Annotated in this window: 14 protein-coding genes, 1 tRNA gene and 4 pseudogenes; 14 read left to right on the top strand and 5 right to left on the bottom strand. The window is 69.4% G+C overall.

Going from position 1 to position 22,656, the window contains the following annotated elements; translation table 11 throughout:
- The first annotated feature begins 73 nt into the window (after positions 1-73).
- The 5 genes from alaS (at position 74) to JSY14_RS12370 (ending at position 8,151) form a co-directional block, all read left to right on the top strand.
- Positions 74-2,761 (top strand): alanine--tRNA ligase, encoded by a 2,688-nt coding sequence (gene alaS / locus JSY14_RS01245; protein ID WP_259556923.1) that lies wholly within the window; start codon positions 74-76, stop codon positions 2,759-2,761.
- Positions 2,758-3,294, top strand: a complete 537-nt coding sequence (ruvX, locus tag JSY14_RS01240) for a Holliday junction resolvase RuvX (RefSeq protein WP_259556922.1) — start codon at positions 2,758-2,760, stop codon at positions 3,292-3,294. Before alaS ends, ruvX begins: the two co-directional genes overlap by 4 nt.
- Positions 3,291-4,478 carry an endolytic transglycosylase MltG gene (gene mltG, locus JSY14_RS01235; RefSeq protein ID WP_259556921.1) on the top strand — a complete coding sequence of 396 codons (1,188 nt, stop codon included), beginning with the start codon at positions 3,291-3,293 and terminating at the stop codon, positions 4,476-4,478. Before ruvX ends, mltG begins: the two co-directional genes overlap by 4 nt.
- Positions 4,475-5,353, top strand: coding sequence for a shikimate dehydrogenase (locus JSY14_RS01230; protein ID WP_259556918.1), 879 nt, complete (start codon positions 4,475-4,477; stop codon positions 5,351-5,353). Before mltG ends, JSY14_RS01230 begins: the two co-directional genes overlap by 4 nt.
- 302 nt (positions 5,354-5,655) lie before the next feature.
- Positions 5,656-8,151, top strand: coding sequence for a S8 family serine peptidase (locus JSY14_RS12370; protein WP_285892238.1), 2,496 nt, complete (start codon positions 5,656-5,658; stop codon positions 8,149-8,151).
- Positions 8,152-8,246: 95 nt separating this feature from the next.
- Here JSY14_RS12370 and JSY14_RS01215 read toward each other — a convergent pair whose 3' ends face one another.
- Complete coding sequence (locus tag JSY14_RS01215; RefSeq protein ID WP_259556916.1) at positions 8,247-8,732, bottom strand: tRNA (cytidine(34)-2'-O)-methyltransferase; 486 nt, start codon at positions 8,730-8,732, stop codon at positions 8,247-8,249.
- 301 nt (positions 8,733-9,033) lie between these two features.
- On the opposite strand from JSY14_RS01215, the gene JSY14_RS01210 reads away from it, so the two are divergent.
- Together JSY14_RS01210 and JSY14_RS01205 are read left to right on the top strand one after the other, a co-directional pair.
- Complete coding sequence (locus JSY14_RS01210) at positions 9,034-9,444, top strand: hypothetical protein (protein WP_259556914.1); 411 nt, start codon at positions 9,034-9,036, stop codon at positions 9,442-9,444.
- Between the two features lie 124 nt (positions 9,445-9,568).
- A tRNA-Leu gene (locus JSY14_RS01205) sits at positions 9,569-9,657 on the top strand.
- 41 nt (positions 9,658-9,698) lie between these two features.
- Here the strand turns inward: JSY14_RS01205 and JSY14_RS01200 are convergent.
- Entirely contained in the window at positions 9,699-10,193 is a 495-nt protein-coding gene (locus JSY14_RS01200; RefSeq protein ID WP_259556912.1) for an HXXEE domain-containing protein, read from the bottom strand.
- Positions 10,194-10,357: 164 nt separating this feature from the next.
- Positions 10,358-11,644, bottom strand: coding sequence for an ISL3 family transposase (locus JSY14_RS01195; protein ID WP_259556910.1), 1,287 nt, complete (start codon positions 11,642-11,644; stop codon positions 10,358-10,360).
- Between the two features lie 459 nt (positions 11,645-12,103).
- Between JSY14_RS01195 and JSY14_RS01190 the strand changes: the two genes are divergently transcribed.
- Positions 12,104-12,667 carry a hypothetical protein gene (locus JSY14_RS01190; protein ID WP_259556908.1) on the top strand — a complete coding sequence of 188 codons (564 nt, stop codon included), beginning with the start codon at positions 12,104-12,106 and terminating at the stop codon, positions 12,665-12,667.
- Between the two features lie 97 nt (positions 12,668-12,764).
- Here JSY14_RS01190 and JSY14_RS01185 read toward each other — a convergent pair.
- Together JSY14_RS01185 and JSY14_RS01180 are read right to left on the bottom strand one after the other, a co-directional pair.
- Positions 12,765-12,974, bottom strand: a pseudogene (locus tag JSY14_RS01185) (IS3 family transposase); the annotation flags it as partial.
- A gap of 361 nt (positions 12,975-13,335) precedes the next feature.
- Positions 13,336-13,698: a transposase gene (locus JSY14_RS01180; RefSeq protein WP_259556907.1), complete on the bottom strand. Its 363-nt coding sequence runs from the start codon at positions 13,696-13,698 to the stop codon at positions 13,336-13,338.
- 122 nt (positions 13,699-13,820) lie between these two features.
- Between JSY14_RS01180 and JSY14_RS01175 the strand changes: the two are divergent.
- The 6 genes and pseudogenes from JSY14_RS01175 to JSY14_RS01150 form a co-directional block, all read left to right on the top strand.
- A pseudogene (locus tag JSY14_RS01175) lies at positions 13,821-14,396 on the top strand (IS3 family transposase); the annotation flags it as partial.
- A gap of 284 nt (positions 14,397-14,680) precedes the next feature.
- Positions 14,681-15,766 (top strand): annotated as a pseudogene (locus JSY14_RS01170) (ISL3 family transposase); the annotation flags it as partial.
- 84 nt (positions 15,767-15,850) lie between these two features.
- Positions 15,851-15,997, top strand: a pseudogene (locus JSY14_RS12490) (transposase); the annotation flags it as partial.
- A 331-nt stretch (positions 15,998-16,328) separates the two neighbouring features.
- Complete coding sequence (locus tag JSY14_RS01160) at positions 16,329-18,311, top strand: type I restriction-modification system subunit M (protein WP_259556906.1); 1,983 nt, start codon at positions 16,329-16,331, stop codon at positions 18,309-18,311.
- Positions 18,308-19,477: a restriction endonuclease subunit S gene (locus JSY14_RS01155; RefSeq protein WP_259556905.1), complete on the top strand. Its 1,170-nt coding sequence runs from the start codon at positions 18,308-18,310 to the stop codon at positions 19,475-19,477. The genes JSY14_RS01160 and JSY14_RS01155 overlap by 4 nt, the downstream gene beginning before the upstream one ends.
- The gene (locus tag JSY14_RS01150; RefSeq protein WP_259556904.1) at positions 19,474-22,656 is read left to right on the top strand and encodes a type I restriction endonuclease subunit R; all 3,183 of its coding nucleotides are present in this window, start codon (positions 19,474-19,476) and stop codon (positions 22,654-22,656) included. The genes JSY14_RS01155 and JSY14_RS01150 overlap by 4 nt, the downstream gene beginning before the upstream one ends.

The raw sequence follows: 22,656 nt of genomic DNA, 5'->3' as shown, positions 1-22,656 counted from the left end.
GCCCTGTGGCCGGCGCCCTGCCCCGTGATCACCGAACCGTCGCCCCGTGACGGTCCAGGAAGGACTCCCGCCCATGCGCACCTCCGAGATCCGCAGCCGCTGGCTCGACTTCTTCGCGAAGAAGGGGCACGAGATCGTCCCCAGCGCCTCGCTCGTCTCCTCGGATCCGTCGATCCTGTTCACGGTGGCCGGCATGGTGCCCTTCATCCCGTACATCGTCGGCACCGAGAAGGCGCCATGGCCGCGCGCCGCGAGCGTGCAGAAGTGCATCCGCACCAACGACATCGAGAACGTCGGCCGCACCACCCGGCACGGCACCTTCTTCCAGATGGCGGGGAACTTCTCCTTCGGGGACTACTTCAAGGAGGGTGCGATCGACCTCGCCTGGGAGCTGCTGACCAGCTCGCAGGCCGATGGCGGCTTCGGGCTGGACGGGGACCGCCTCTGGGTGACGCTGTGGGAGCAGGACGACGTCTCCTACGACCACCTCACCCGCGTGATCGGCCTGGATCCCGGGCACATCGTGAAGCTGCCCAAGGAGGAGAACTTCTGGTCCACCGGTCAGCCCGGCCCCGCCGGCGGCTGCGGGGAGTGGCACTACGACCGCGGCCCTGAGTTCGGGCCGGAGGCCGTGGGCGGCACCGTCGATCCGGGCGGCGACCGCTACCTCGAGATCTGGAACCTGGTGTTCGACGAGTTCCTGCGCGGTGAGGGAGAGGGCAAGGACTACCCGCTGCTGGGCACCCTGGACCAGACGGCCATCGACACCGGCCTGGGCGTGGAGCGTCTCGCCTACCTGCTGCAGGGCAAGCAGAACATGTACGAGACCGATCAGGTCTTCCCCGTGATCCAGCGGGCGGAGGAACTGACCGGCAGGCGCTACGGCGCGGCGGGGGAGGACGATGTGCGTCTGCGCGTGGTCGCCGACCACGTCCGCAGTGCGCTGATGCTCGCCGGTGACGGCGTGCGCCCCGGCAACGAGGGGCGCGGCTACGTGATGCGCCGTCTGATCCGCCGCGCGGTGCGGTCCATGCGTCTGCTCGGTTTCGCTGATCCGGCGATGGAGCAGCTGCTTCCGGTCTCCCGGGACCTCATGGCGGAGTCCTACCCGGAGATCGCCGAGCGCTACGAGCGCATCGCCGACATCGTGCTGACCGAGGAGGACGCCTTCCGGCGCACCCTCGAATCCGGCACCACCATCTTCGACCAGGTCGTGGGCACCGCCCGCGCGGAGGGCCGCCGCAGCGTCTCCGGCGCCGATGCCTTCCGACTGCACGACACCTACGGTTTCCCCATCGACCTGACTCTGGAGATGGCGCAGGAGGTCGGCCTCGGCGTCGACGAGCAGGGTTTCCGCGCGGCCATGCAGGAGCAGCGCGAACGCGCCCGTGCCGATGCCGCCGCGAAGAAGACCGGCCACACCGACACCGCCGTGTACAACCGGTTGCTGGGGGAGCGCGGCGGCGCGGTGCCGTTCCTCGGGTACGACGAGTCGACCACCGCCACCACCGTCGAATCGGTGCTGGTGGACGGGGCCCTGGTGGACAGCGTCACCGCCCCGGCCGACGTCGAGGTGGTGCTCGCCGCCACCCCGTTCTACGCCGAGATGGGCGGCCAGCTCGCCGACCAGGGCACCATCACCACCGCCTCCGGTGCCGTGATGCAGGTCGATGACGTGCAGACCCCGGTGAAGGGCCTGATCGTGCACCGCGGCCGCCTGGTCGAGGGGGAGCTCGCGCCGCACACCAGCGCCGTCGCGGCGATCGACCTGGAGCGTCGTGGTGCCATCGCCCGCGCCCACACCGCCACCCACATGGTCCACCAGGCACTGCGGGAGGAGCTCGGCGAACAGGCCACCCAGGCCGGATCGGAGAACTCACCGGGCCGGATGCGCTTCGACTTCCGCTACGGGCAGGCTGTCCCGAAGTCCTCCCTGGAGCAGGTCGAGGGCCGGGTGAACTCGCTGCTGCAGGAGGGCCTGGACGTCACCGATCAGCAGATGAGCCTGGAGGACGCGAAGGCCCTCGGCGCGATGGCGCTGTTCGGTGAGAAGTACGGCGACGTAGTGCGCGTGGTGTCGATCGGTGGGGACTGGTCGCGGGAGCTGTGCGGCGGCACCCACGTGCCGACCACCGGCCTGATCGGTTCCGTGCAGCTGATGGGTGAATCGTCCATCGGCTCCGGGGTGCGGCGCGTCGACGCCCTGGTGGGCCTGTCCGCGTACCGGCAGCAGGCGAAGGATCACGCGGTGGTCTCGCAGCTGGCGGAGATCCTCCGCACCACCGCCGATGACGTGCCCGGTCGCGTGCAGGCCCTCGCCGCCCGCGTCAAGGACATGGAGAAGCAGATCGCGACCCTGCGGGCCGCGCAGATGCACGCGCAGGCCGGGAGCCTGCTGGAGTCCGCCACCACTGTCGGCGGGGTGCGGCTGGTGGCCCACGACGCCGGTGACGGCATCGACGGCGGGGACCTGCGCACCCTCGCCCAGGACCTCCGCGGCCGCCTGGGGGAGGACACCCCCGCGGTGGTCGCGCTCACCGGGTCGGTCGACGGCCGTGCCACGCTGATCGTCGCCACCAACGCCGCGGCCCGGGAGAAGGGTCTGCGCGCCGGCGTCCTGCTGAAGGCAGGCGCGGAGGCGATGGGCGGCCGCGGCGGCGGCAAGGACGATATGGCGCAGGGCGGCGGCGGTGACGCCGCCCGCACCGGAGCCGCCCTCGAGGCCGTCGCCACCGGTCTGCGCCAGACCACGGGCGCATGAGCAGCGACCCCGACGGCCCGCAGCTCCCCGCCCGTCACACCCGGTTGGGGGTGGACGTCGGTGACGTCCGCGTGGGCCTGGCGCGCAGTGACCTCGATGGTCTGCTCGCCACCCCGGTGGAGACCCTGCCGCGCGACACCGCCGCTCAGTCGGTCGCCAGGGTGGCGGCGGACGAGGACGTGCATGTCATCATGGTCGGGCTGCCGCGCTCGATGAACGGAACGGAAGGTGCGGCGGCGCAGAAGGCACGCGCGTTCTGCACGGAGCTTCTCGGGCATCTGCGCGGGGTCGGCTCCGCGGCCCAGGTCCGGCTCGTCGATGAGCGCCTGACCACGGTGTCGGCCCATCGGGCCCTGCATGGCGCGGGCCGGGCGGGCCGCAAGCACCGTTCGGTCGTGGATCAGGTGGCCGCGGTGATGATCCTTCAGCAGGCCCTCGACCAGGAGCGATCCACCGGACGACCGACCGGGGAGCTCGTGGACGGGACCGGGACGCTCGAGGCCCCCGGCGCATCCGAACAGGAGACCTCATGACCGACCCCCACCACGACGGCCCGAGCGCCTTCGACGAGCTGGCCGCCGACCAGGAGGATCGTCGCCGTGACGCCGACCGCTCCGGCCGGGGCCGACGACGCGGTGAACGCCGTCGCAGCAACCCCCTGCGCACCCTGCTCCCGGCGCTGCTGGTGCTGGCCGTGGTGGGGGCACTGCTGGCCGGTGGCCTGTACGGCTACCGCTGGGTGACGGGCAACGTGCAGGTGGCGGAGCAGACCCCCACCGACTATCCGGGCCCCGGCACCGGGGAGGTCGTGGTGACGGTGGAGCCGGGCGACACCGGTGCCGACATCGCCTCCACCCTGAAGGAGAACGACGTCATCCTCAGCACCGGCCCGTTCGTGACCCTCTTCGCGAACACGCCGGAGGCCGGCGGCATCTCCCCGGGCGCCTACCGCCTGAAGAAGCAGATGAGTTCCCAGGACGCGCTCGACGCCCTCATGGACCCCGCGAGTGTCGCGGGGGTGCGGGTGGCCGTCCCGGAGGGCATGCGTCTGACCGAGCTGTTGCCGTTCCTGGCCAAGGAGACGGGTATCCCCGTCGAGGACTTCGAGACCGCGGTGGAGGACTACCGCTCCCTGGGCATCCCGGAGAACCCGGCGAACAGCGCCGAGGGTTACCTGTGGCCCGGCCGCTACGACTTCCCGGAGGACGCCACCGCGCAGGACGTGCTGACCACCATGGCCGCGCAGATGCAGGCCCAGATGGAGAATCGCGGCGTCACGGCGGAGGACCAGCACCGGGTGCTCACCATCGCCTCGATCGCCGAGAAGGAGGCCCGCACCCCGGAGGACTACGGCCGGGTGGCGCGCACCATCGAGAACCGCCTGGAGGGTGTCGGGGAGGCCGGCGGTCATCCCATGCGTCTCCAGCTGGACTCCACCGTCGCGTACATGACGGGCAAGAAGGAGGTCAGCACCACCCCGGCCGATCGCGCCCGCCAGTCGCCGTATAACACGTACCAGGTCGACGGTCTGCCGATCGGCCCGATCTCCAACCCGGGAGCCGCCACCATCGACGCGGTGCTGGATCCGCCGGAGGGCAACTGGCTGTACTGGGTCACCGTGGACACGCAGACCGGGGAGACGAAGTTCGCCGCGACGAAGTCGGAGCACGACAAGAACGTCGCCGAGTGGCGCCGCCGGGCCTCCGAACGCGGATGAAGCCCGCCCTGCGCTGCGCGGTGGTCGGAGACCCGATCGCGCATTCGCTGTCCCCCGTGATGCACCGCGCCGCATACCGGCAGCTCGGTGTCGAGGGACGGTACGACGCGCTGCGCGTCCCGGCCGGTGCTCTCGCGGAGGCTCTTGCTCCCGGCGGGCCGGGGGCGGAACTCACCGGGGTCAGTGTCACCATGCCGCTGAAGGCGGAGGCACTGGCGCTGGCGGCCGAGGCCGATGAGCTCTCACGCCGCCTGGGCGTGGCGAACACCCTGCTGCGGCCGGCGCCGGGAGAGCCGTGGCGGGCGGAGAACCATGATGTGGCGGGGATCGTCACGGCCCTCACCGAGGGCGGGGTCACGACGCCGCGCAGCGCCCTGCTGTGGGGTTCCGGGGCCACCGCCCACAGCGCCGTCGCCGCGCTGCTCGAGCTGGGGGTGACGCAGCTGTGGGTGGGGGCTCGCTCCCCCGAACGCGCCGCGGAGGTCATCGCCGGGGCTCAGCGAGACGGTGTCGACGCCCGCGGCGTGCCGTGGTCGGCCCCCCTGCCGCCGGGTGAGGTCGACGTGGTGGTCAGCGCCCTGGCCGCCCCCGGGGCGCAGGCCCTGCTGGGGATCCTCGACGGGGTGCCGGGGGGGTGGCTGCTTCCTGCGCCTGTGCTGTTCGACGTGCTGTACCACCCGTGGCCCACCCCGCTGGCCGCCCATGCGGCGCATCAGGGGGTGCAGGTGATCAGCGGCCTGGAGATGCTGCTGCACCAGGCTGGCCGCCAGGTGGAGCGGATGACCGGCCACGGACCGGCACCACTCACGGCCATGCGGGCGGCCGCGCTGGCGGAACTGCAGGCGCGCGCCGGACACGCCGCCGGAACGACGTGACGCACGGCACAGAGTGTGTGGTGGAATAGGCCCACCCTCGCCGCGGACGCCGGCGTCCCGCGAGGCCGTCCCGTCCCTGACCCTGAGGAGAAGCAGACGATGTCGTCCACTCCCCGTCGTTCCCGATCCGTCCTGGCCCGCCGTCTCGGCGCCGGGGGAGCGGCCGCGGTGCTCGCCGCGGCCATGCTCACCTCTGCGCCGGCCCTCGCCGAGGGCCCGGGGGATGCGCTGGGCTCGGCCTCCGAGCTCGGTGCCCCGGTGCACCAGCCCGCCCTCCGAAGGGCGTCACCGCCCAGGACCAGGTGGCGGGCAAGTGGCTGGTGAAGGTCGCCGGTCCGTCCACGATGCGCGGCGGCAAGGCCGCCACCATCCAGCGTGACCACAAGCGCGTGGAGGATGCCGCCCGCACCCAGGGCATCGACGTCTCCGTCACCGCCCGCCATTCGACGGCGTGGAACGGTCTCAGCGTCCGCGCCGATGCCCGCTCCGCCGCGGCCCTGCGCGCCCTGCCGGGGGTGGAGGCCGTGTACCCGGTGTACCGCGTGGACGCGCCGACGCCCACCGGTGGTGCCCAGCCGCAGGACGAGTACCAGAACGCCCTGACCGGCGTCGACACCGTGCAGCGGGTCGACGGCCTCACCGGCAAGGGTGTGAAGGTCGCGGTGATCGACTCCGGTACCGACTACAACAACCCGGACCTCGGTGGTAGCGGCGTGAACGACGAGCGCCGCGACTTCCCCAACAGCCGCGTGGTCGGCGGCTACGACTTCGTGGGTGACGACTACAACTCGGAGTTCCCCGATCCGCAGTTCGCCGCGACGCCCGACGCCTTCCCCGATGACCGCGGCGGCCACGGCACCCACGTGGCCGGCATCATCGGCGCCGACGGGGAGGTGACCGGCGCCGCCCCGGACGCCCAGCTGCTGTCGTACCGCATCTTCGGCTGCGAGGGCACCAGCGACACCGACGTGATCCTGCAGGCGATGGAACGGGCCGCCGCCGACGGCGCCGACGTGATCAACATGTCCCTCGGCGTCCCGCTGCTGACGTGGTCGGACTACCCGACCGCGCAGCTGGCGAACGAGCTGACTGGGCGCGGCGTGGTGATGGTGGTCTCCGCCGGCAACGAAGGGGCCGTCGGCACCTTCTCCGGGGGTGCCCCCGGTGTCGCGCACGACGTGATCACGGTGGCGTCGGTGGAGAACACCCACGCCCGCACCGCCTACGCCACGATCGGCGGGGTCGATGCCCCGATCGCCCCGGCCGAGGGTGCCGCGGAGCCACCGACCAGCGGCAGCCTCGCCCTCGTCTCCGCCGGTGCCCCCGGCACACCGGCCGCGCAGGCCTGCGACCCGTCGGCGCTGGCCCCCGCCCCGGCCGAGGCCACCGCCCTGCTGATCGAACGCGGCTCCTGCACCTTCCGGGAGAAGGCCCTGGCGGCGCAGCAGGCCGGCTATGACGCGGTGGTGCTGTACAACAACAGCCCCGGCATGCTCTCGCCGACCGTCGCCGGGGACCCGGCGATCTCGATCCCGGTGGTGATGATCTCCCAGGCCGACGGTCTGGCCGCGCAGGAGCGGCTGGCGGCGGGTGAGGCCCTGACCCTGCAGTGGCAGGAGGGCACCACGATCGTGGAGAACCAGGGCGCCGGGCTGGTGTCGGATTTCTCCTCCTACGGTCTGGCGGCGGATCTGGCGCTGAAGCCGGATCTCGCGGCGCCCGGTGGGCAGATCTGGTCCACCTACCCGCTGGAGAGGGGCGGGCACGCGAACCTCTCGGGTACGTCCATGGCCGCCCCGCATGTGGCGGGCGCGGCGGCGCTGCTGCTGCAGGCCCACCCGGACCGCACCCCGGCGCAGGTGAAGGCGGCGTTCATGAACACCGCCGATCCGCTGGATTTCTCGCTGCTGCCGGGCCAGGGTCTCCTGGAGCCGGTGCACCGCCAGGGTGCCGGCCTGCTGGATGCGGTTGAGGCGGTGCACACCACCTCCCGGATCGAGCCGGTGAGCATCTCGCTGGGGGAGGGTGAGCAGGGTCTGCGCACGGTCACCGTGACGGTCCAGAACACCTCCGATGCGCCCGTCACCTACGCGGTGGGGGTGCGCCATGGGGTGGCGACCGGTGAGCCGACCTACGACCCGGAGTTCTCCACCGCGCAGGGCATCGCCCGCCCGTCGGCCGAGACGATCACCGTGCCCGCACGCGGCACCGCGAGCGTGGATGTCACGCTGGGGGAGGAGCTGGGCGTCGACGGCGTCATCTACGGCGGCTGGCTGACCTTCACCAATGACACCGAGGACCTGGTGGTGCCGTTCGGTGGCCTCTCGGGCGACTACCAGGCGCTGACGGCACTGGCGGACGCCGGGATGGGGCTGCCGTCGCTGGCGGCGGTGACGCCCGACGGTCAGCTGGAGCTGATCGGCGAGGACGGCCACACCTACACCCTGCGCGACGGTGATGTGCCGACGATCACCTACTACCTGGCGTATCCGGTGCAGCGCCTGGAGGTGCGGGCCTACCGGGTGATGCCGAACGGTCGCCTGAAGGCGGTGCACCCGCGGGCCGAGGTGATTGACGGCGCCGCGAGCCTGGGCCGCAACGGGGACGTCGCCGTCTACCAGTGGGACGGCGGGGTGACCAAGCCCAACGGCACCGTCAACGCCGCCGGCGACGGCACCTATGTGCTGCAGCTGCGGGCGCTGAAGGCGCAGGGTGACGAGTCCAACCCGGAACATTGGGAGACCTGGACCTCGCCGCAGTTCACGGTGCAGACAGGCAAGACCGGCCGGGTGAAGTGAGCCCCGCCCCGGTGAGGTGATCGGGCACGACGGGCGCTCCTCCTGCGGGAGGGGCGCCCGTCGTCATGTCCAGGAGCAGGCGCGGGGGAGGACGCTCAGACGGGCAGGTCTTCACCGAGGGCGGAGTGGGCGAAGCCGTTCTGCCGCCACGCCTCATACACGGCGATCGAGGCGGCGTTGGCGAGGTTCAGGGAGCGCCGCGCCGGGAGCATCGGGATCCGCACCCGGGCGGTGACGCGCTCGTGGTGCAGCACCTCGTCGGGCAGCCCGGTGGGTTCGGCGCCGAACAGCAGCACGTCCCCGGGACGGTAGGCGATGTCCTGGAAGTCGACGCTGGTGTGGGCGGTGAAGGCGAACACCCGCTGGGTGGGCAGTTCCTGCCACAGGTGCGTGAGGTCGGGGTGCACGGTGGTGGTGGCGAGGTCGTGGTAGTCGAGGCCGGCGCGACGCAGCTTCGCGTCCTCGAAGTCGAAACCGAGGGGCTCGACGAGGTGCAGCCGCACGCCGGTGACCGCGGCCAGGCGGATGGCGTTGCCGGTGTTGCCGGCGATGCGCGGCTCGTGCAGGACGAGATGGAACATGCCTGGCATCCTCCCACCCCCGGGGCGGTGGCCGGGCGGGGCGTGCGAGGTGGCCCGGCAGCCGGAGTGCGGGGCGGAGGGTCCTGGCGCCGACCGCTCGGGATCGTAGGCGCGTCTTACTGGCCCTCACGGCAAAGAAAACGTAAAATCAGGGGGACGCTTCGAGGTGGCCACCGGAGGTGATGGTGCGGTGCATCGGAGGGGCGCAGGAGGAGAGATGTCCACGGTTCAGACCCCGCGTCCGGGAGGATCGACGACGATGTCGACACCGGGTGCGATGCGAGACCAGGGGTGGGGTGCGGTGACGCGCCTGAACGGCGCGGCGGGGGAGCTGCGCCTGGTGGGTCCGGCGGACCCACAGCTGCGGGAGGAGCTGCGCCGGTGCACGGCACTGGCGCAGGCCGCCCGGGCGGAACTGCTGCTGCGCACCCCGCGGCGGCGCCCGGCGGAGCGGGACCTCAGCGAGGTGCTGACGCGGCTCGCGACGGTGCCGAGCGGTCAGCTGGCCGGTGTGGACCCGGCGCTGCGGGGCCTGGCCGCCGCCTGCCTGCAGGATCTGGAGGCGAGCCTGCCGCGGGCCGCTTCGGTCGGGAAGGGTGACGAGATGCCGGTGGTGGGGTTGCGTCAGCAGATCCTCTCGGTGCTCCATCTGCTGGCGGCCGCCGATGCCCGCCGCCCGCGGCTGGTCTCCCGGCGCCGCAGGCCGCGGTGACCGGTGCCGCCCGCGGGCGGCGCCGCGGGTGATGGTGCTCACGAAGCCCGCGGATGTCCTGCGGAAACGTCCCGGCGGCGGCCGGGCCGTGCTAGGGTCTATCCGTCGCATCACGCGGCCACTCGTCCGGGTGGCGGAATTGGCAGACGCGCTAGCTTGAGGTGCTAGTGCCCGTATTAGGGCGTGGGGGTTCAAGTCCCCCCTCGGACACCACAGACACTCATGGCGCCCCCGTTCAGACGAACGGGGGCGTTTTATGCATTCATGCGTGTCAGAACGCGCCCGGCGAGGAGGGCGCCGATGATTGCGGGGACGGCCGCCAGATTTGCCGCGATGAAAGTGCACCTATGAGCGGACGGGCCGATCGAGCGCGTTCCTGAGGCAAAGACCCTCCCGGCGAGCAGAGCCATCGCCGGCGCCGTCGCAAGACCACCGTTGTAGTGGCGCTGTAGGAGTGCCCGCGCCATGTGCGAGGCGGCATTCCCCAGCAGTGCCGCGGAGGGTCCTCCCAGGAGGACGCCGCGGCGAAGGCCGTGCGCTCGGATCCCGGCGATGGATGCGGCACTGACTGCCACTGTTAAGAGCCCGGTGGCCACCGCGTAGGAGGGTGTGTCCGCCCACGGGCCGCGCCGTACGGCCCAGACGGGCAGTGGGGCGCGGTCCCGCGGCAGGTGGATGATCTCTTCCACGTTATGCAGGGCGAAGATGCCCAGCAGGGCCAGCACCTGACCTCGTTCGTGGGACACCATGGGGAGGTCCTTTCACATTGCGCCGACGTACCGCGGGGCTGGGCACAGGGGGGCTTGACCCCGGTTCTTGGACACGCTGAATCCAGCACCTGCTGGGGAAGCGAGATGATCCAGGAATCAGGCTCTTCGTGGTTCGTGGTGAATGGGTCTGCTGTGGCGGGTATTCACGCTGCGGTTCTCGCGGCGCTGGTCAGCAGGATACGCATCCGGTAGTTCTCGGCGTTGCGGAAGCCGCGGCCGGTGCGTTTGATGTTCTTGATGCCCGTGTTCGCTGCCTCGACCCGGGCGGTGGTCTTGCCGGTGAGGATGAGGACCTCGATCGCGTCCCACCAGGTCACGATGGTGTCGTAGAGCTTGGTCGCCTCGGGAATGTTCGCGATCTGGACGAAGTAGCCCATCCGCATCCGTTCGTTCCAGGCCTGGGCCAGGGTGTCGGTGGCCAGCAGGCGGCGGAGCTGCTCCTTGATGCCCCAGGCGGCGGAGAGCTCGTCGGTGGGGTCATCGGTGCCAAACACGTCCTCGAGCCGCTCCCAGGCGTGCGGGGTGAGGGTGTCAGCGCCTCGCAGCAGCAGCATCCGGTGCGCCCAGGCCGGATCGTCCTTGCGACCGCGACGATCGTGGTGGGTGCGGGCCAGGCGCTGCCTGACAGTGGTGACCGTGTCGTTTCCCAGCTTGACGAGGTGGAACTTGTCGACCGATACCGCAGCGCGGGGCAGGTAGGTCCGCAGTGCTTTGCGGAACGCCGCTGAGGGATCGATGGCGACGACCTCGATCCGCTCCCGCCAGAGCTCGGAGCGTTGGGCGAGCCAGGTACCGACGGCGGTGGAGTCCCGGCCGTCGACGATACCGAGGACCTGCCCAGTGGTCAGGTCGACCAGGGTCGTCATCCAGGGCTCGAACCGTCTCCAGACACCGTCGTCGGTGCGGAACCAGCGCACCGACCGGTAGCGGTGCTCATCGATGCCCAGGCGCGTCACCGGCACCTCGTCAACGGCAGGCAGGGCCACGGCGGCAGCCGCCAGCGCGGCCTGGACCAGCCACCACGAGACGCCATGGGCCTGAGCGACTTCCGAGGCCGCCCGGCCCGAGGTGATCACCGCAGAGACGACCTGATCGCGCAGCCGGGTGGTCGAGCGTGCGTATCGGGGGACCTGGTCGGTGGCTTCCCAGAACGTGCGCCGGGCGCAGGCCGGCTCGAGGCAGAACCAGCGCCGCTTGGCCCACACCACCTGAACCGTCCCGGCCACGGGGACGTCCCGGACGTGCTGGGACCGGCGGGAGTGGACCTTCGTCGCGATCACCCCGCACGACGGGCACCCGGGTGGGACGCTCGAGGCGATCACCACTTGACGCCCTCCGTCGGACAGGTCGATCGCGTCAACGACGCGGTAGTCGGGCAGGTTGAAGATCGTGCTCGCAGCATCACGCTGCGGACCAGTACTCTCATACACAGGCTCGTGGTCCTCTGAGATATGGATGTCTTGACAACACCCATCACAGCAGGACCACGAGCCGCTCTACGCCAGCGACGCGACGCTCTCCATCACCACGAACCGTGAAGAGCCGCGAAAGTAGGGTGGAGCACGTCGAGGTCTTTCGGGATGGCGAGCGTGAAGAACTTCCATCATCCGGGAGACCTCGACACCTACCCGGCCACCGACGCGCTCAACCGACTACACCCTCGTTCGTGAAGAGCCGGTTAAGTACTTGGTGTGGTGGAACTCGACTAAGGGACGTAAGAACAACCACCAGAGCATGGCCAGGCAGTACAACAAAGACTGGGAGAACTGGCTCAAAGCCAACCGGAATCCAAGTAAAGTCAAGATTCGAGCTAAACAGAAGCAGATGCATAACAAGTACAAGAATTTCTACGGCTGCTAGATGCAGCTTTGGTATAATCTAGGATAATTATGTCAAAGAAGCTAGCAGCAGACATCAAGTGGTTTGAGGTACAGGCTTATTCCGGTTCCTCCAATCTCTGGGCATTGCTGGAGTGGCAAGGTTATGGCTCCCGGGACTGGGAGGGCATCGATCCAGACTCACCGAGAGGCAGACAGTCTCCGTGGCATGACGGTGGGATCAACGACCTGATCGCTGACGGCAGATTCGAAGAAGTCGATGTCCAGTTCTGGTACAAGCAAAGCGGCAGCGGTATGAAACTTCGTGATCTGGTCTGGACGACCGGCCCATCAATCGTGGCTTCGACTGGGTTTATCGAAACGCTGCGATCAATCAGGGCGACAGGTTGGGTAGCAAAAGAAACCGAACTTCGGCTCAAGAACGGTGATGTCTTGACCGGCTGGTGGAGTTTTGCTGCCACCTCAACCAGCGACACCGACGACATCCGCTGCCTGCTCAATCAACCTAATTTTGCTTTTCGGATGAAGCCCCATGTCCTAGAGGCGCTGAGAGCAGCAGGACACGCAGACTTCGAATCTAGAGTCTTTAACTCGTCTGTTTACGAAGAGCTTTAGGGAGAGGTGCCAGCTCGGCGACGGTGCGGCCGTCGTTGTAATTTCTACCCTCCACATTTGCTCACGGGACTGCTGCACGGGTAAGTGACAGGTTGGGTCAGGCCGCCTGGGGGGCGACTGTGGCCATGGTGGCCTCGTACTCGATGGGCGTCAACCGACCGAGGCGGTCCTGGCGCCGGCGGCGGTGGTAGGTGCGCTCGAGCCAGGTGACGATGCTGATGCGCAGGTCCTGCCTGATGGCCCGTCGGCGACGGTCCAGGACGTTCTTCTGCAGGAGGGCGAAGAAGGACTCCATGGCGGCGCCGTCGCGACGAGCTCGGGCCGGGTCCGGGGCGGGTGGCTCGCCTGCCGGCGCCGTTCCCCGGCCATGTCGTGCTCGCGCAGGATCCGGTGCATCGTGGACATCGAGCACAGGTAGGTGCCCTCGTCCAGCAGCGTGGCCCAGACCTGGGCGACCGACTTGTCCGCGAACCGCTGGCTGGTCAACACGGCCAGCACGTGGGTTCGCTCGGCGGCGGACAGCTTGTTCGCCGGTGCCGGCCGCGGTGTCCGTGGACGTGGCGGTGGCGGGTTCTTGGCCCGGTAGTGACTGGCGCGGGAGCGACCCAGCAGCGCGCACGCAGCCGCGGTGCCGACGTGCTCGGCCAGCCCGTCGACGGCCGGGTTGATCACCGCGGCGACCGCGGCGGCTTGTCCGCGCTCTCGGAGAGCGTCTCCAAGAGCGCGTGTGCTTTTCCCATCAGGTCCAGCGCCGCCCTGGTCTTGGCCAGCTCGGCCTCGGCCTTCTCCACCCGGGCCCGTAGCGCCTGCAGCTCCCGCTCGCGCCGGTCCCGCGGCTTGCTGCCCAGCCCGGACAGCGAGCCGGCGGCCGCGGCCTTGCGCCACTCGATGATGTGGGAGGTGTACAGGCCCTCCCGGCGCAGGATCTCCCCACGCCCAGAGCGGTCCGCGGCGTCGTACTCGGCCAGGATCGCCGCTTTGAACTCGGCGGTGAACGTCCGCCTCTTGGGCCGGTCAGCACGAGGAGCCATAGCCCCATCATCGGTGCCGACGTCAGCAACCGTCATCGTCATCTCAGTATTGGTCCGTTCTCGCCCCGTGCAGTGCGAAGGTCAGCAGTGCTGGTGTCTCACCCCATCCTGACGCACAGGGGACCACGATCCCCGAACCGTCTGGCCAGAAGTACCCCGACCTGCTCAAGCGCGACTTCACCGCCCCGGCGCCAGGGCTGCGCTACGTCGGCGAGATCACCTACCTGCCGATCGCCGACGGCACGAACCTCTACCTGGCGACCGTGATCGACTGCTACAGCCGTCGGCTTGTCGGGTGGGCCATCGCTGACCACATGCGTACCGAGCTCGTCGAGGACGCGTTGAAGGCCGCCGCCGCAACCCGGGGCACCCTCAAGGGCAGCGTATTTCACAGCGACCACGGGTCGGTCTACTGCTCGAAGGACTACGCCAAGCTCTGCCGCAAGCTCGGCGTCACCCAGTCCATGGGCGCCGTCGGGTCCAGCGCGGACAACGCGTTGGCCGAGTCGTTCAACGCCACCATGAAGCGCGAGGTTCTCCAAGACGCCGCCTGCTGGAGCAACGAACTGGTCTGCCGCGGGCAGGTCTTCAGGTGGCCCGTCCGCTACAACACCAAGCGACGCCATTCGTGGTGCCGCTACGTCCCGCCGGTCCTCTACGAGACCGGCAACACCGCTACGCTGCCGACGGCTGCGTAATCACACCCTGAAGCATCCCGGGTTTGGTGGAGGCTCTGATCTAACGGAAGGATGCAGAGCATGCCAGCGCCACGGAAGTATCCCTACGGGCTCCGCGAACGCGCGACGAGGCTGACTTTGGAGGCTCGTCAAGACCCCGCCACGAGGGTTGAAGCGTTTCGCGGCTCTTCCCAGATGAGGGTGTAGCGCACGTCGTGCGGCGGGCCGGCGCGTCGGTGGCCGGATAGAGGTCGAGGTCTCCCGAGGATGAGAGCTCCTACACACTCAGCCCGAAAGACCTCGACGTGCACGACGCTACCGTCGGCGGGCGCGCTGATGCGTTCGCCAGCCCCGACCTGACTGCCTTCTGCCGCCTCGACGAACTCGGCCTCGTTGTCACCGGGCAGCGACTCGAGCCGGATCGTGCCGTATTGGCCTGCCAGGTGGTCGAGCCCGACCAGTGGTGCCGGCGCTGCGGCTGCGAAGGGAGACCACGTGACACCGTGGTCCGACGGCTTGCCCACGAACCACTGGGCTGGCGGCCCACGACGCTGGAGGTCGTCGTGCGCCGTTACCGCTGCAGCGGCTGCGGGTATGTGTGGCGCCAGGACACCACCGCCGCGGCCGAGCCCCGGGCCACGTTGTCTCGGCGCGCTCTGCGGTGGGCGCTGGAAGGGATCGTGGTCCAGCACCTGACCGTGGCTCGGGTCGCCGAGGGGCTCGGGGTGGCCTGGGACACCGCCAACGACGCCGTTCTGGCCGAGGGCAAGCGGGTGCTGATCGACGAGGAGCACCGCTTCGAGGGGGTGAAGGCCGTCGGGGTCGATGAGCACGTGTGGAGGCACACCCGTCGCGGCGACAGGTACGTCACCGTGATCATCGACCTCACCCCAGTGCGAGATGGCACCGGCCCGGCACGGCGGCTGGACATGGTCGAAGGACGCTCCAAGCAGGCGTTCAAGACCTGGCTGGCCGACCGCCCGCAGGAGTGGCGCGACGGCGTGGAGGTGGTCGCGATGGACGGCTTCACCGGGTTCAAGACCGCCGCCGTCGAGGAACTGCCCGACGTGGTGACCGTGCTAGATCCCTTCCACGTCACGCGCCTCGCTGGCGAGGCGCTCGATGAGTGCCGACGGCGAGTTCAGCAGGCCATCTGTGTGCACCGCGGCCGCAAGGGCGACCCGCTCTATGCCGCCCGCCGGACCCTGTCCACCGGCGTCGACCTGCTCAACGACAAGCAGAAGGACCGACTGGACACCCTGTTCGCCGACGACGCCCACGTCGAGGTCGAGGTCACCTGGAGCGTCTACCAGCGCATGATCGCCGTCTACCGCCACGAGAACCGGCGCCACGGCCGCGAGCTGATGGCCCGGCTCATCGACTCGATCACCATCCCCGACCGGCAAGACCAGGCCGCGCACCGGCGCCGACGCGGCTCAGCCGGCGGACGCCCGCCCGCTTTCGACCCCGAGGTCTACCGTGGACGCAACGTGATCGAGCGGTGCTTCGCCAAGCTCAAGCAATGGCGCGGCATCGCGATGCGCACCTGCAAGACCGCCCGCAGCTACGCCGCGGCCATCTCGCTCGCCGCGACCCTCCACTGGCTGACCAGCAAAGTTTGACAACACGCCCTAGATAGACAAGAAGGTGGACGTGTGTGCATGAGGGGCTAAGGGTCTGAGGACGCCGACCGTTCACACAGCGCATCCTCACCGCTTAGCCATGAGGCGCGCTCTGGGCGGCAGCACGCGGGGGTGCGGCTGCCGTGCCGAGCCCGTTGCACATCAGGCAGTCCAGCGAGCCCCAGCCGACGAGATGTGCTCGCGCATCACCGCCCCCATGTCCACGGCCGACCCCAGCCGGCACTGCATGCGTCGCCTCCTCCCGCCACCCCGTGCGTGCGCCTGCGACAATGCTCTTCGTCACGCTCCGCACGACATCCCGGGAGGCCGCATGTCCACCCCTGATCGCACCACACCGCAGGCCCTGGCCTCGTTCATCTGGGGGATCGCGGATCAGTTGCGCGGGGTGTACAAGCCCAACCAGTACGGCATGGTCGTGCTCCCGCTGACCATCCTGCGGCGCATGGAGCAGCTCATGGCCCCGCACCGGCAGACCATGCGGGACCTCGCGACGTCGACGCCGCCGGCGATCCTGCCGAGCCTCGTCCGGGACCGCACGGGCCTGATGTTCCACAACACCTCGCCCTATGACCTGCAGGGCATCCTCGAGGACCCGGACGCCGCCGCCCAGAACCTGCGCGCGTACGTCACCGGGTTCTCCCGCAACGTCGCGGACCTGTTCCAGCACTACGAGTTCGAGAAGACCGTGGACAAGCTGGAGGACCACGGCCGCCTGCTGCTCGTGCTCCAGGCCTTCGCGGCCATGGACCTCGGGCCTGAGGCCCTGTCCAACGCGGACATGGGCACCATGTTCGAGGACCTGATCCGCCAATTCGCCGCCGCCTCCAACGAGACCGCCGGCGAGCACTTCACCCCGCGGGACGCGGTCGCCCTGCTGGTGGATCTGCTGCTGGCCGAGCGCACGGAGGAGCTCGACGCCGGCCGCCACGCCATCCGGCACGTCTACGACCCCACGGCCGGCACCGGCGGCATGCTCTCCATCCTGGAGGACCGCCTCACCTCGCGCTTCCCGAACGCCCGCACCGAGTTGTACGGCCAGGAGCTGAATGACCAGTCCTACGCCATCTGCAAGTCGGACCTGATCGGCCGCGGGAAGAACGCGGAGAACATCGCCCGCGGGGACACCCTCAAGGACGACCACCACGCCGGCCACCGCTTCGACTACGTGCTCTCCAACCCGCCCTACGGCGGCGACTGGAAGGCCTCGCAGAAGGCGGTGATGGAGGAGATCGCCCGCGGCGGGGCCGCCAACCGTTTCCCGGGCGGGGCACCGGCCATCAGCGACGGGCAGATGCTGTTCCTGCAGCTGGTGGCCTCGAAGCTGCGCCTGCCCTCGCAGGGCGGGGGACGGGCGGGCATCGTGCTCAATGGCTCCCCGCTGTTCACGGGTGGGGCGGGTTCGGGCCCCTCGGAGATCCGCCGCTGGCTGCTGGAGTCGGACCTGGTGGAGGCGATCGTCGCGCTGCCCACGGACATGTTCATGAATACGGGCATCGCCACGTACATGTGGATCCTGGACAACAACAAGGCCGCCCGCCGCCGCGGGAAGGTCCAGCTGATCGACGCGCGGACGTTCTTCACGAAGCTGCGCCGCAACGTGGGCTCCAAGAACAAGGAGGTCTCGGACGCGGACCGGGAGCGGATCCTGCGCATCCACGCCGCATTCGACCAGCAGACCGAGGAGGACGCCCCGTTCTCCAAGGTCCTCACCCCGGACGCGTTCGGGTACCAGGAGATCACCGTGGAGCGGCCGCTGCAGCTGCGCTTCGAGGTGGACGAGGCCACGGAGGCGGCAGCCCTGGCGACCAAGGCAGCGCAGAAGCTGGACGACGACGCACGGGCGGCACTCACCGACGCCCTCGCGTCCCTGCGAGGCCAGGTCTGGGACCGACAGGCCACGTTCTCCCTGGACCTGAAAAAGGCCCTGCGCGAGCATGATGCCCCGGCCGGAGCGCCGCTGGTGAAAGCACTGATCGGAGCGATCGGCGTGCATGATCCCGAGGCCGTGGTGGTGACGGACGCCAAGGGCCGCCCGATGCCGGACCCGGCCCTGCGGGACACCGAGCTGGTGCCGTTCGAGCGGAGCGTCGACGAGTACTTCCAGACCGAGGTGGCCCCGCACGTGCCGGGCGCGTGGATCGACGAGTCCAAGACGAAGATCGGCTACGAGATCCCGTTCACCCGACTGTTCTACACGTACGAGCCCCCGCGCCCGCTCGAGGAGATCGACGCCGAGCTCAAACAGCTGACCGCCGAGATCATGGAGCTGCTGCAGGAGGTGTCGGAGCGGTGAGCGTGCCACTGAAACGTCTGGCAACGGTCATTGCGGGGCAGTCTCCGGCTTCGGATGACGTCAGTGAGCTTGGTGAGGGGCTGCCGTTCATTCAAGGCAATGCCGAGTTCGGGGCGCGGACCCCGACTCCGAAGTGGCAGTGTGATGTTGCACCGAAGGTGGCGCTTCCGGGGGATGTCCTCGTTTCCGTCCGGGCCCCGGTCGGCGCAACGAACATGGCTACGATGCCATTGGGAATCGGTCGCGGCGTGGCGGCGATTCGGGCGTGGCGTGCGGATCCTGATTACCTATACTGGTTCGTCTCTTCCAGTTCGGACCTTCTTAATGCTAAGGCGACCGGATCGACTTTCACTGCAGTGACGGCGGCCGATCTTGCTTCCCTGGAGGTGCCTGTCACTGATCCCGAGGAGCAGCAGCGCATCGCGGACTACCTTGACCGCGAGACCGCCACGATCGACGCCCTGATCGAGAAGCAGCTGGGGCTGGTTCAGGGGCTGACGGAGCGTCGGATTGCGATGGTCCGTCGAGCAGTCCGGGATGACAACCCTTCCCCCGGGATTGCCATGCGTCGCCTCTTTAAAACCCGAGGGGGAACGGGTTTCCCACCAGCGCTCCAGGGAATTAAGGATGAAGAGATTGCATTCTATAAGGTAAAGGCGCTAGGGAGGGCCGGATCCGATGGCGTTCTGACGGAGCCCGAAGACACGGTGAGCGCTGAGACGGCGAACGATCTTGGGGCCGCAGTACTTCCCGGGGGGACCCTTGTTATGGCAAAAATCGGGGCGGCTCTTCTGCTGGGGCGGATCCGCATTGTTGATCGCCCCTCCCTTGTTGATAACAATATGCTCGCGCTCACGCCCAGTGGGAAACTCTGGCCGCGTTACGCTTTCTACGCACTTCAAGGGCTGTCCCTCGAGGCTCTGGTGCAACCGGGAGCGGTCCCGTCTCTGAACGAAAGAGCTCTGCGCCAGACTTTGATTCCCGTCCCACCCCTCAACGAACAGCGCGCCATCGCGGACCGCCTGGACCGCGAGACCGCGAAGATCGACACCCTCATCGCCAAGGCCGAGCGGTTCATCGAGCTCGCGCAGGAGCGCCGGGCCGCGCTCATCACCGCCGCCGTCACCGGCCAGTTGGAGATCCCCGCAGAGGAGTCCGCCGCATGAGCACGCAGCACCTGCCCCCGGAAGCCGCCTTCGAACGGACCATCTGCGAGCACCTCGCCGACCACGGCTGGCTCCACTCGCCCCATGACGAGGGCTATGACAGGGTCCGCGCCCTCTACCCGCCGGACCTGTTCGACTTCCTCGCCGAGTCCCAGCCCGAGGTGTGGGCCCAGCTGGTGGACGCGACGGCGTCGTCGGCCACCCAGCAGAACCAGCGCGAGCGCCTGCTGCGCACCCTCACCACGCAGCTGGACAACCCGAACCCGAAGGTCGGGGGCTCCATCACCACCCTGCGTCGGGGTCTGACGGACCCGGTGCGCGGCACCGTGCGCCTGGCCTACCCGAAGCCGGTCACGGCCAAGAACCCGGAGGCTGCCCGCCAGTACGCGGCCATGCGGGTGCGCGTCATGCAGCAGGTGCACTTCCACCCCACCTCCGGCGAGTCCGTGGACCTGGTGCTGTTCGTCAACGGCATCCCCGTCGCCACCCTCGAGCTCAAGACGGACCTGACCCAGACCGTCCAGGACGCGGTGAAGCAGTACCGGGACCGCAACCACCGGGCCACGCCGTTGTTCGGGCACGGCACCCGGGCCGTGGTGCACTTCGCCGTCTCGGACCGCGAGGTCATGATGACCACCCAGTTGAACGGGCAGGCCACCGCGTTCTTGCCCTTCAACCTGGGCCACGACGGCGGCGCCGGCAACCCGCCGAACCCGGACGGCTCGGACACCGCCTACCTGTGGCAGCGCGTTCTGGACAAGGACGCCTGGCTCGGCATCCTCCAGAAGTTCGTGTTCGCCGAGGAGAAGACCCGCACGGACGCGACCACCGGCAAGCGCACCGTGAGCCGCCGGATCATCTTCCCCCGCTACCACCAGTGGGAGGCCGTGACGGCCGTGCTCGAGGACGCCGCCGAGCACGGGGCCGGGCAGAAGTACCTGATCGAGCACTCCGCTGGCTCCGGGAAGACCAACACCATCGCCTGGACCGCCCACCAGCTGCTGCGCCTGCACCGGGACGGGGTCAAGGAGTTCGACTCGGTCATCGTCGTCACCGACCGCACCGTCCTGGACGACCAGCTCCAGCGCGCCATCCTGGCCATCGAGACCACGCCGGGCACCGTCGTCGCCGTCAACGACCGCACCGTCCACGCCGCCGGCCACACCTCCAAGTCCCAGCTGGTGACGGACACCCTGCAGCGCGGCAACCGCATCCTGGTGGTCACCTTGCAGACGTTCCCGTCCGTGCTGCAGGCGTTGCAGGACGAGCCCGCGTTGGCCGGGCGCCGTTACGCCGTCGTGGCCGACGAGGCCCACTCCTCCCAGACCGGCACTGCTGCCGCGAAGCTGCGCCGCGTCCTCAGCCCCGCCGAGCAGGCCGACCTGGACGACGGCGGTGAGGTGGGCGTGGAGGCTGTGCTCTCCGCCGAGGTGGAGGCCACCGGCCCGACCCCGAACATCAGCTACCTGGCTTTCACCGCCACCCCGAAACCCAAGACGCTGGAGCTGTTCGGGCGGCCGGGAGAGCAGCGGGACGAGAACGGGGAGCTGATCCCCGTCTCCTTCCACCGCTACCCCATGAAGCAGGCCATCCAGGAGGGCTTCATCCTGGACGTGCTGCAGAACTACACCACCTACCAGACCGCCTTCCAGCTCGCCCGGCTCAGCGAGACCGGGCGACTCGATGAGTTCGACGCCCGCGGCCGTCTCCCCGAGGGCATGGCCGGTGAGGAAGTGGATCAGGAGGCCGCCGCCAGCCAGCTGCGCCGCTGGGTGAAGCTGCACCCGGAGACGATCGCGCAGAAGGTCGAGATCATCGTGGAGCACTTCCACGCGAACGTCGCCCACCTGCTCGGTGGGCAGGCCAAGGCGATGGTGGTCACCGACTCCCGCCTGGCCGCCCTGCGGTACAAGACCGCCATGGACACCTACCTGGCCGGCCGGCCCGAGCTGGGTTACGGCACCCTGGTGGCGTTCTCTGGTGAGGTGCAGGACCCGGAGATGCCCGGGGCCGACCCCGTCACCGAGGCCCGCGCCAACCCCGGCGCGCCCGCGGACCTGGCCGCCGCCCTGGACACGGATGACTACGCCGTGATGATCGTGGCGAACAAGTATCAGACCGGCTTCGACCAGCCCAAGCTGTCCGCCCTCTATGTGGACAAGAAGCTCGACGGCGTCCTGGCGGTGCAGACCCTCAGCCGGCTCAACCGCACCATGCCGGGCAAGCACAAGACCTTCGTGCTGGACTTCGTCAACAACGAGGAGGACATCCTCGCCGCGTTCCGCCCGTACTACGAGGGCGCCGAACTGGAGAAGGTGACCGACCCGGCCCGGCTGGCCGAGGTGATGGTCAAGCTGGACGGCTCCGGGCTGTACACGCCCGAGGAGATGGACGCGTTCGTGTCGGCGATGGTGGCCGGCGAGGGGGAGCAGCGGCTCAAGGGGCTGCTGAACCCGGTGGTCGCCCGGTTCCTGGCCGAGGTCGCTGATGCGCAGCAGCGTGAGGACGGCCCGCGTCTGGAGGAATTGCGCATCCAGCGCAAGGACGTGCGCACCTACCTGAAGCTCTACGACTTCCTCTCCCAGGTGTACCGGTTCCACGGGACGCAGTACCTGCGGCACGCGTACTACCTGCGGGCCCTGGACCGCTACCTGCCCTCCGTGGGGGAGCGGGCCGAGGTGGTGGACATCTCCGACGTGCGCCTGGTGGGCATCCGGCAGGACGAGATCGGGACCGCGGACCTGCGGATCGACCGCACCGAGACGCTGAAGCCCAGCGAGGGGGCAGGCAGCGCGATGGTCCGCCAGAAGAAGATGGGGCCCCTGGATGAGGTGATCCAACGGCTCAACGAGGCGTGGGCCGGGGCCGGATTCGACCTGGCCGACGCCGACTCCCTCAGCCGCCGCACCGTCGAACGAGTCATCGCCCGCGAGGACATCCGGCAGCAGGCCCTCGACAACACGCAGGCGCAGTTCGTCGGTGCCGGGGACGTGGGCTCGGCGATCACCCTGGCGCTGTGGGACCTGGTGAAGTCCCACGAGGAGATGGGGGAGTTCCTCAGCCGCGACGGCGAACAGCAGCGGGCGATGCTCGCCGATTTCGCGCGGGCGGTGTGGTTGGCGGCGCGGGGCGAGGTGGCCGGCGCTCCCGTGGCGGATTCGGAAGGTGCGGTGCGCTGA

It is taken from the genome of Brachybacterium sillae (assembly GCF_025028335.1).
In the GTDB taxonomy this organism is placed as follows: Bacteria; Actinomycetota; Actinomycetes; order Actinomycetales; family Dermabacteraceae; genus Brachybacterium; species Brachybacterium sillae.
The sequence above is the reverse complement of the archived record's forward strand: the minus strand, read 5'-3'. Positions and strand labels throughout refer to the sequence as shown.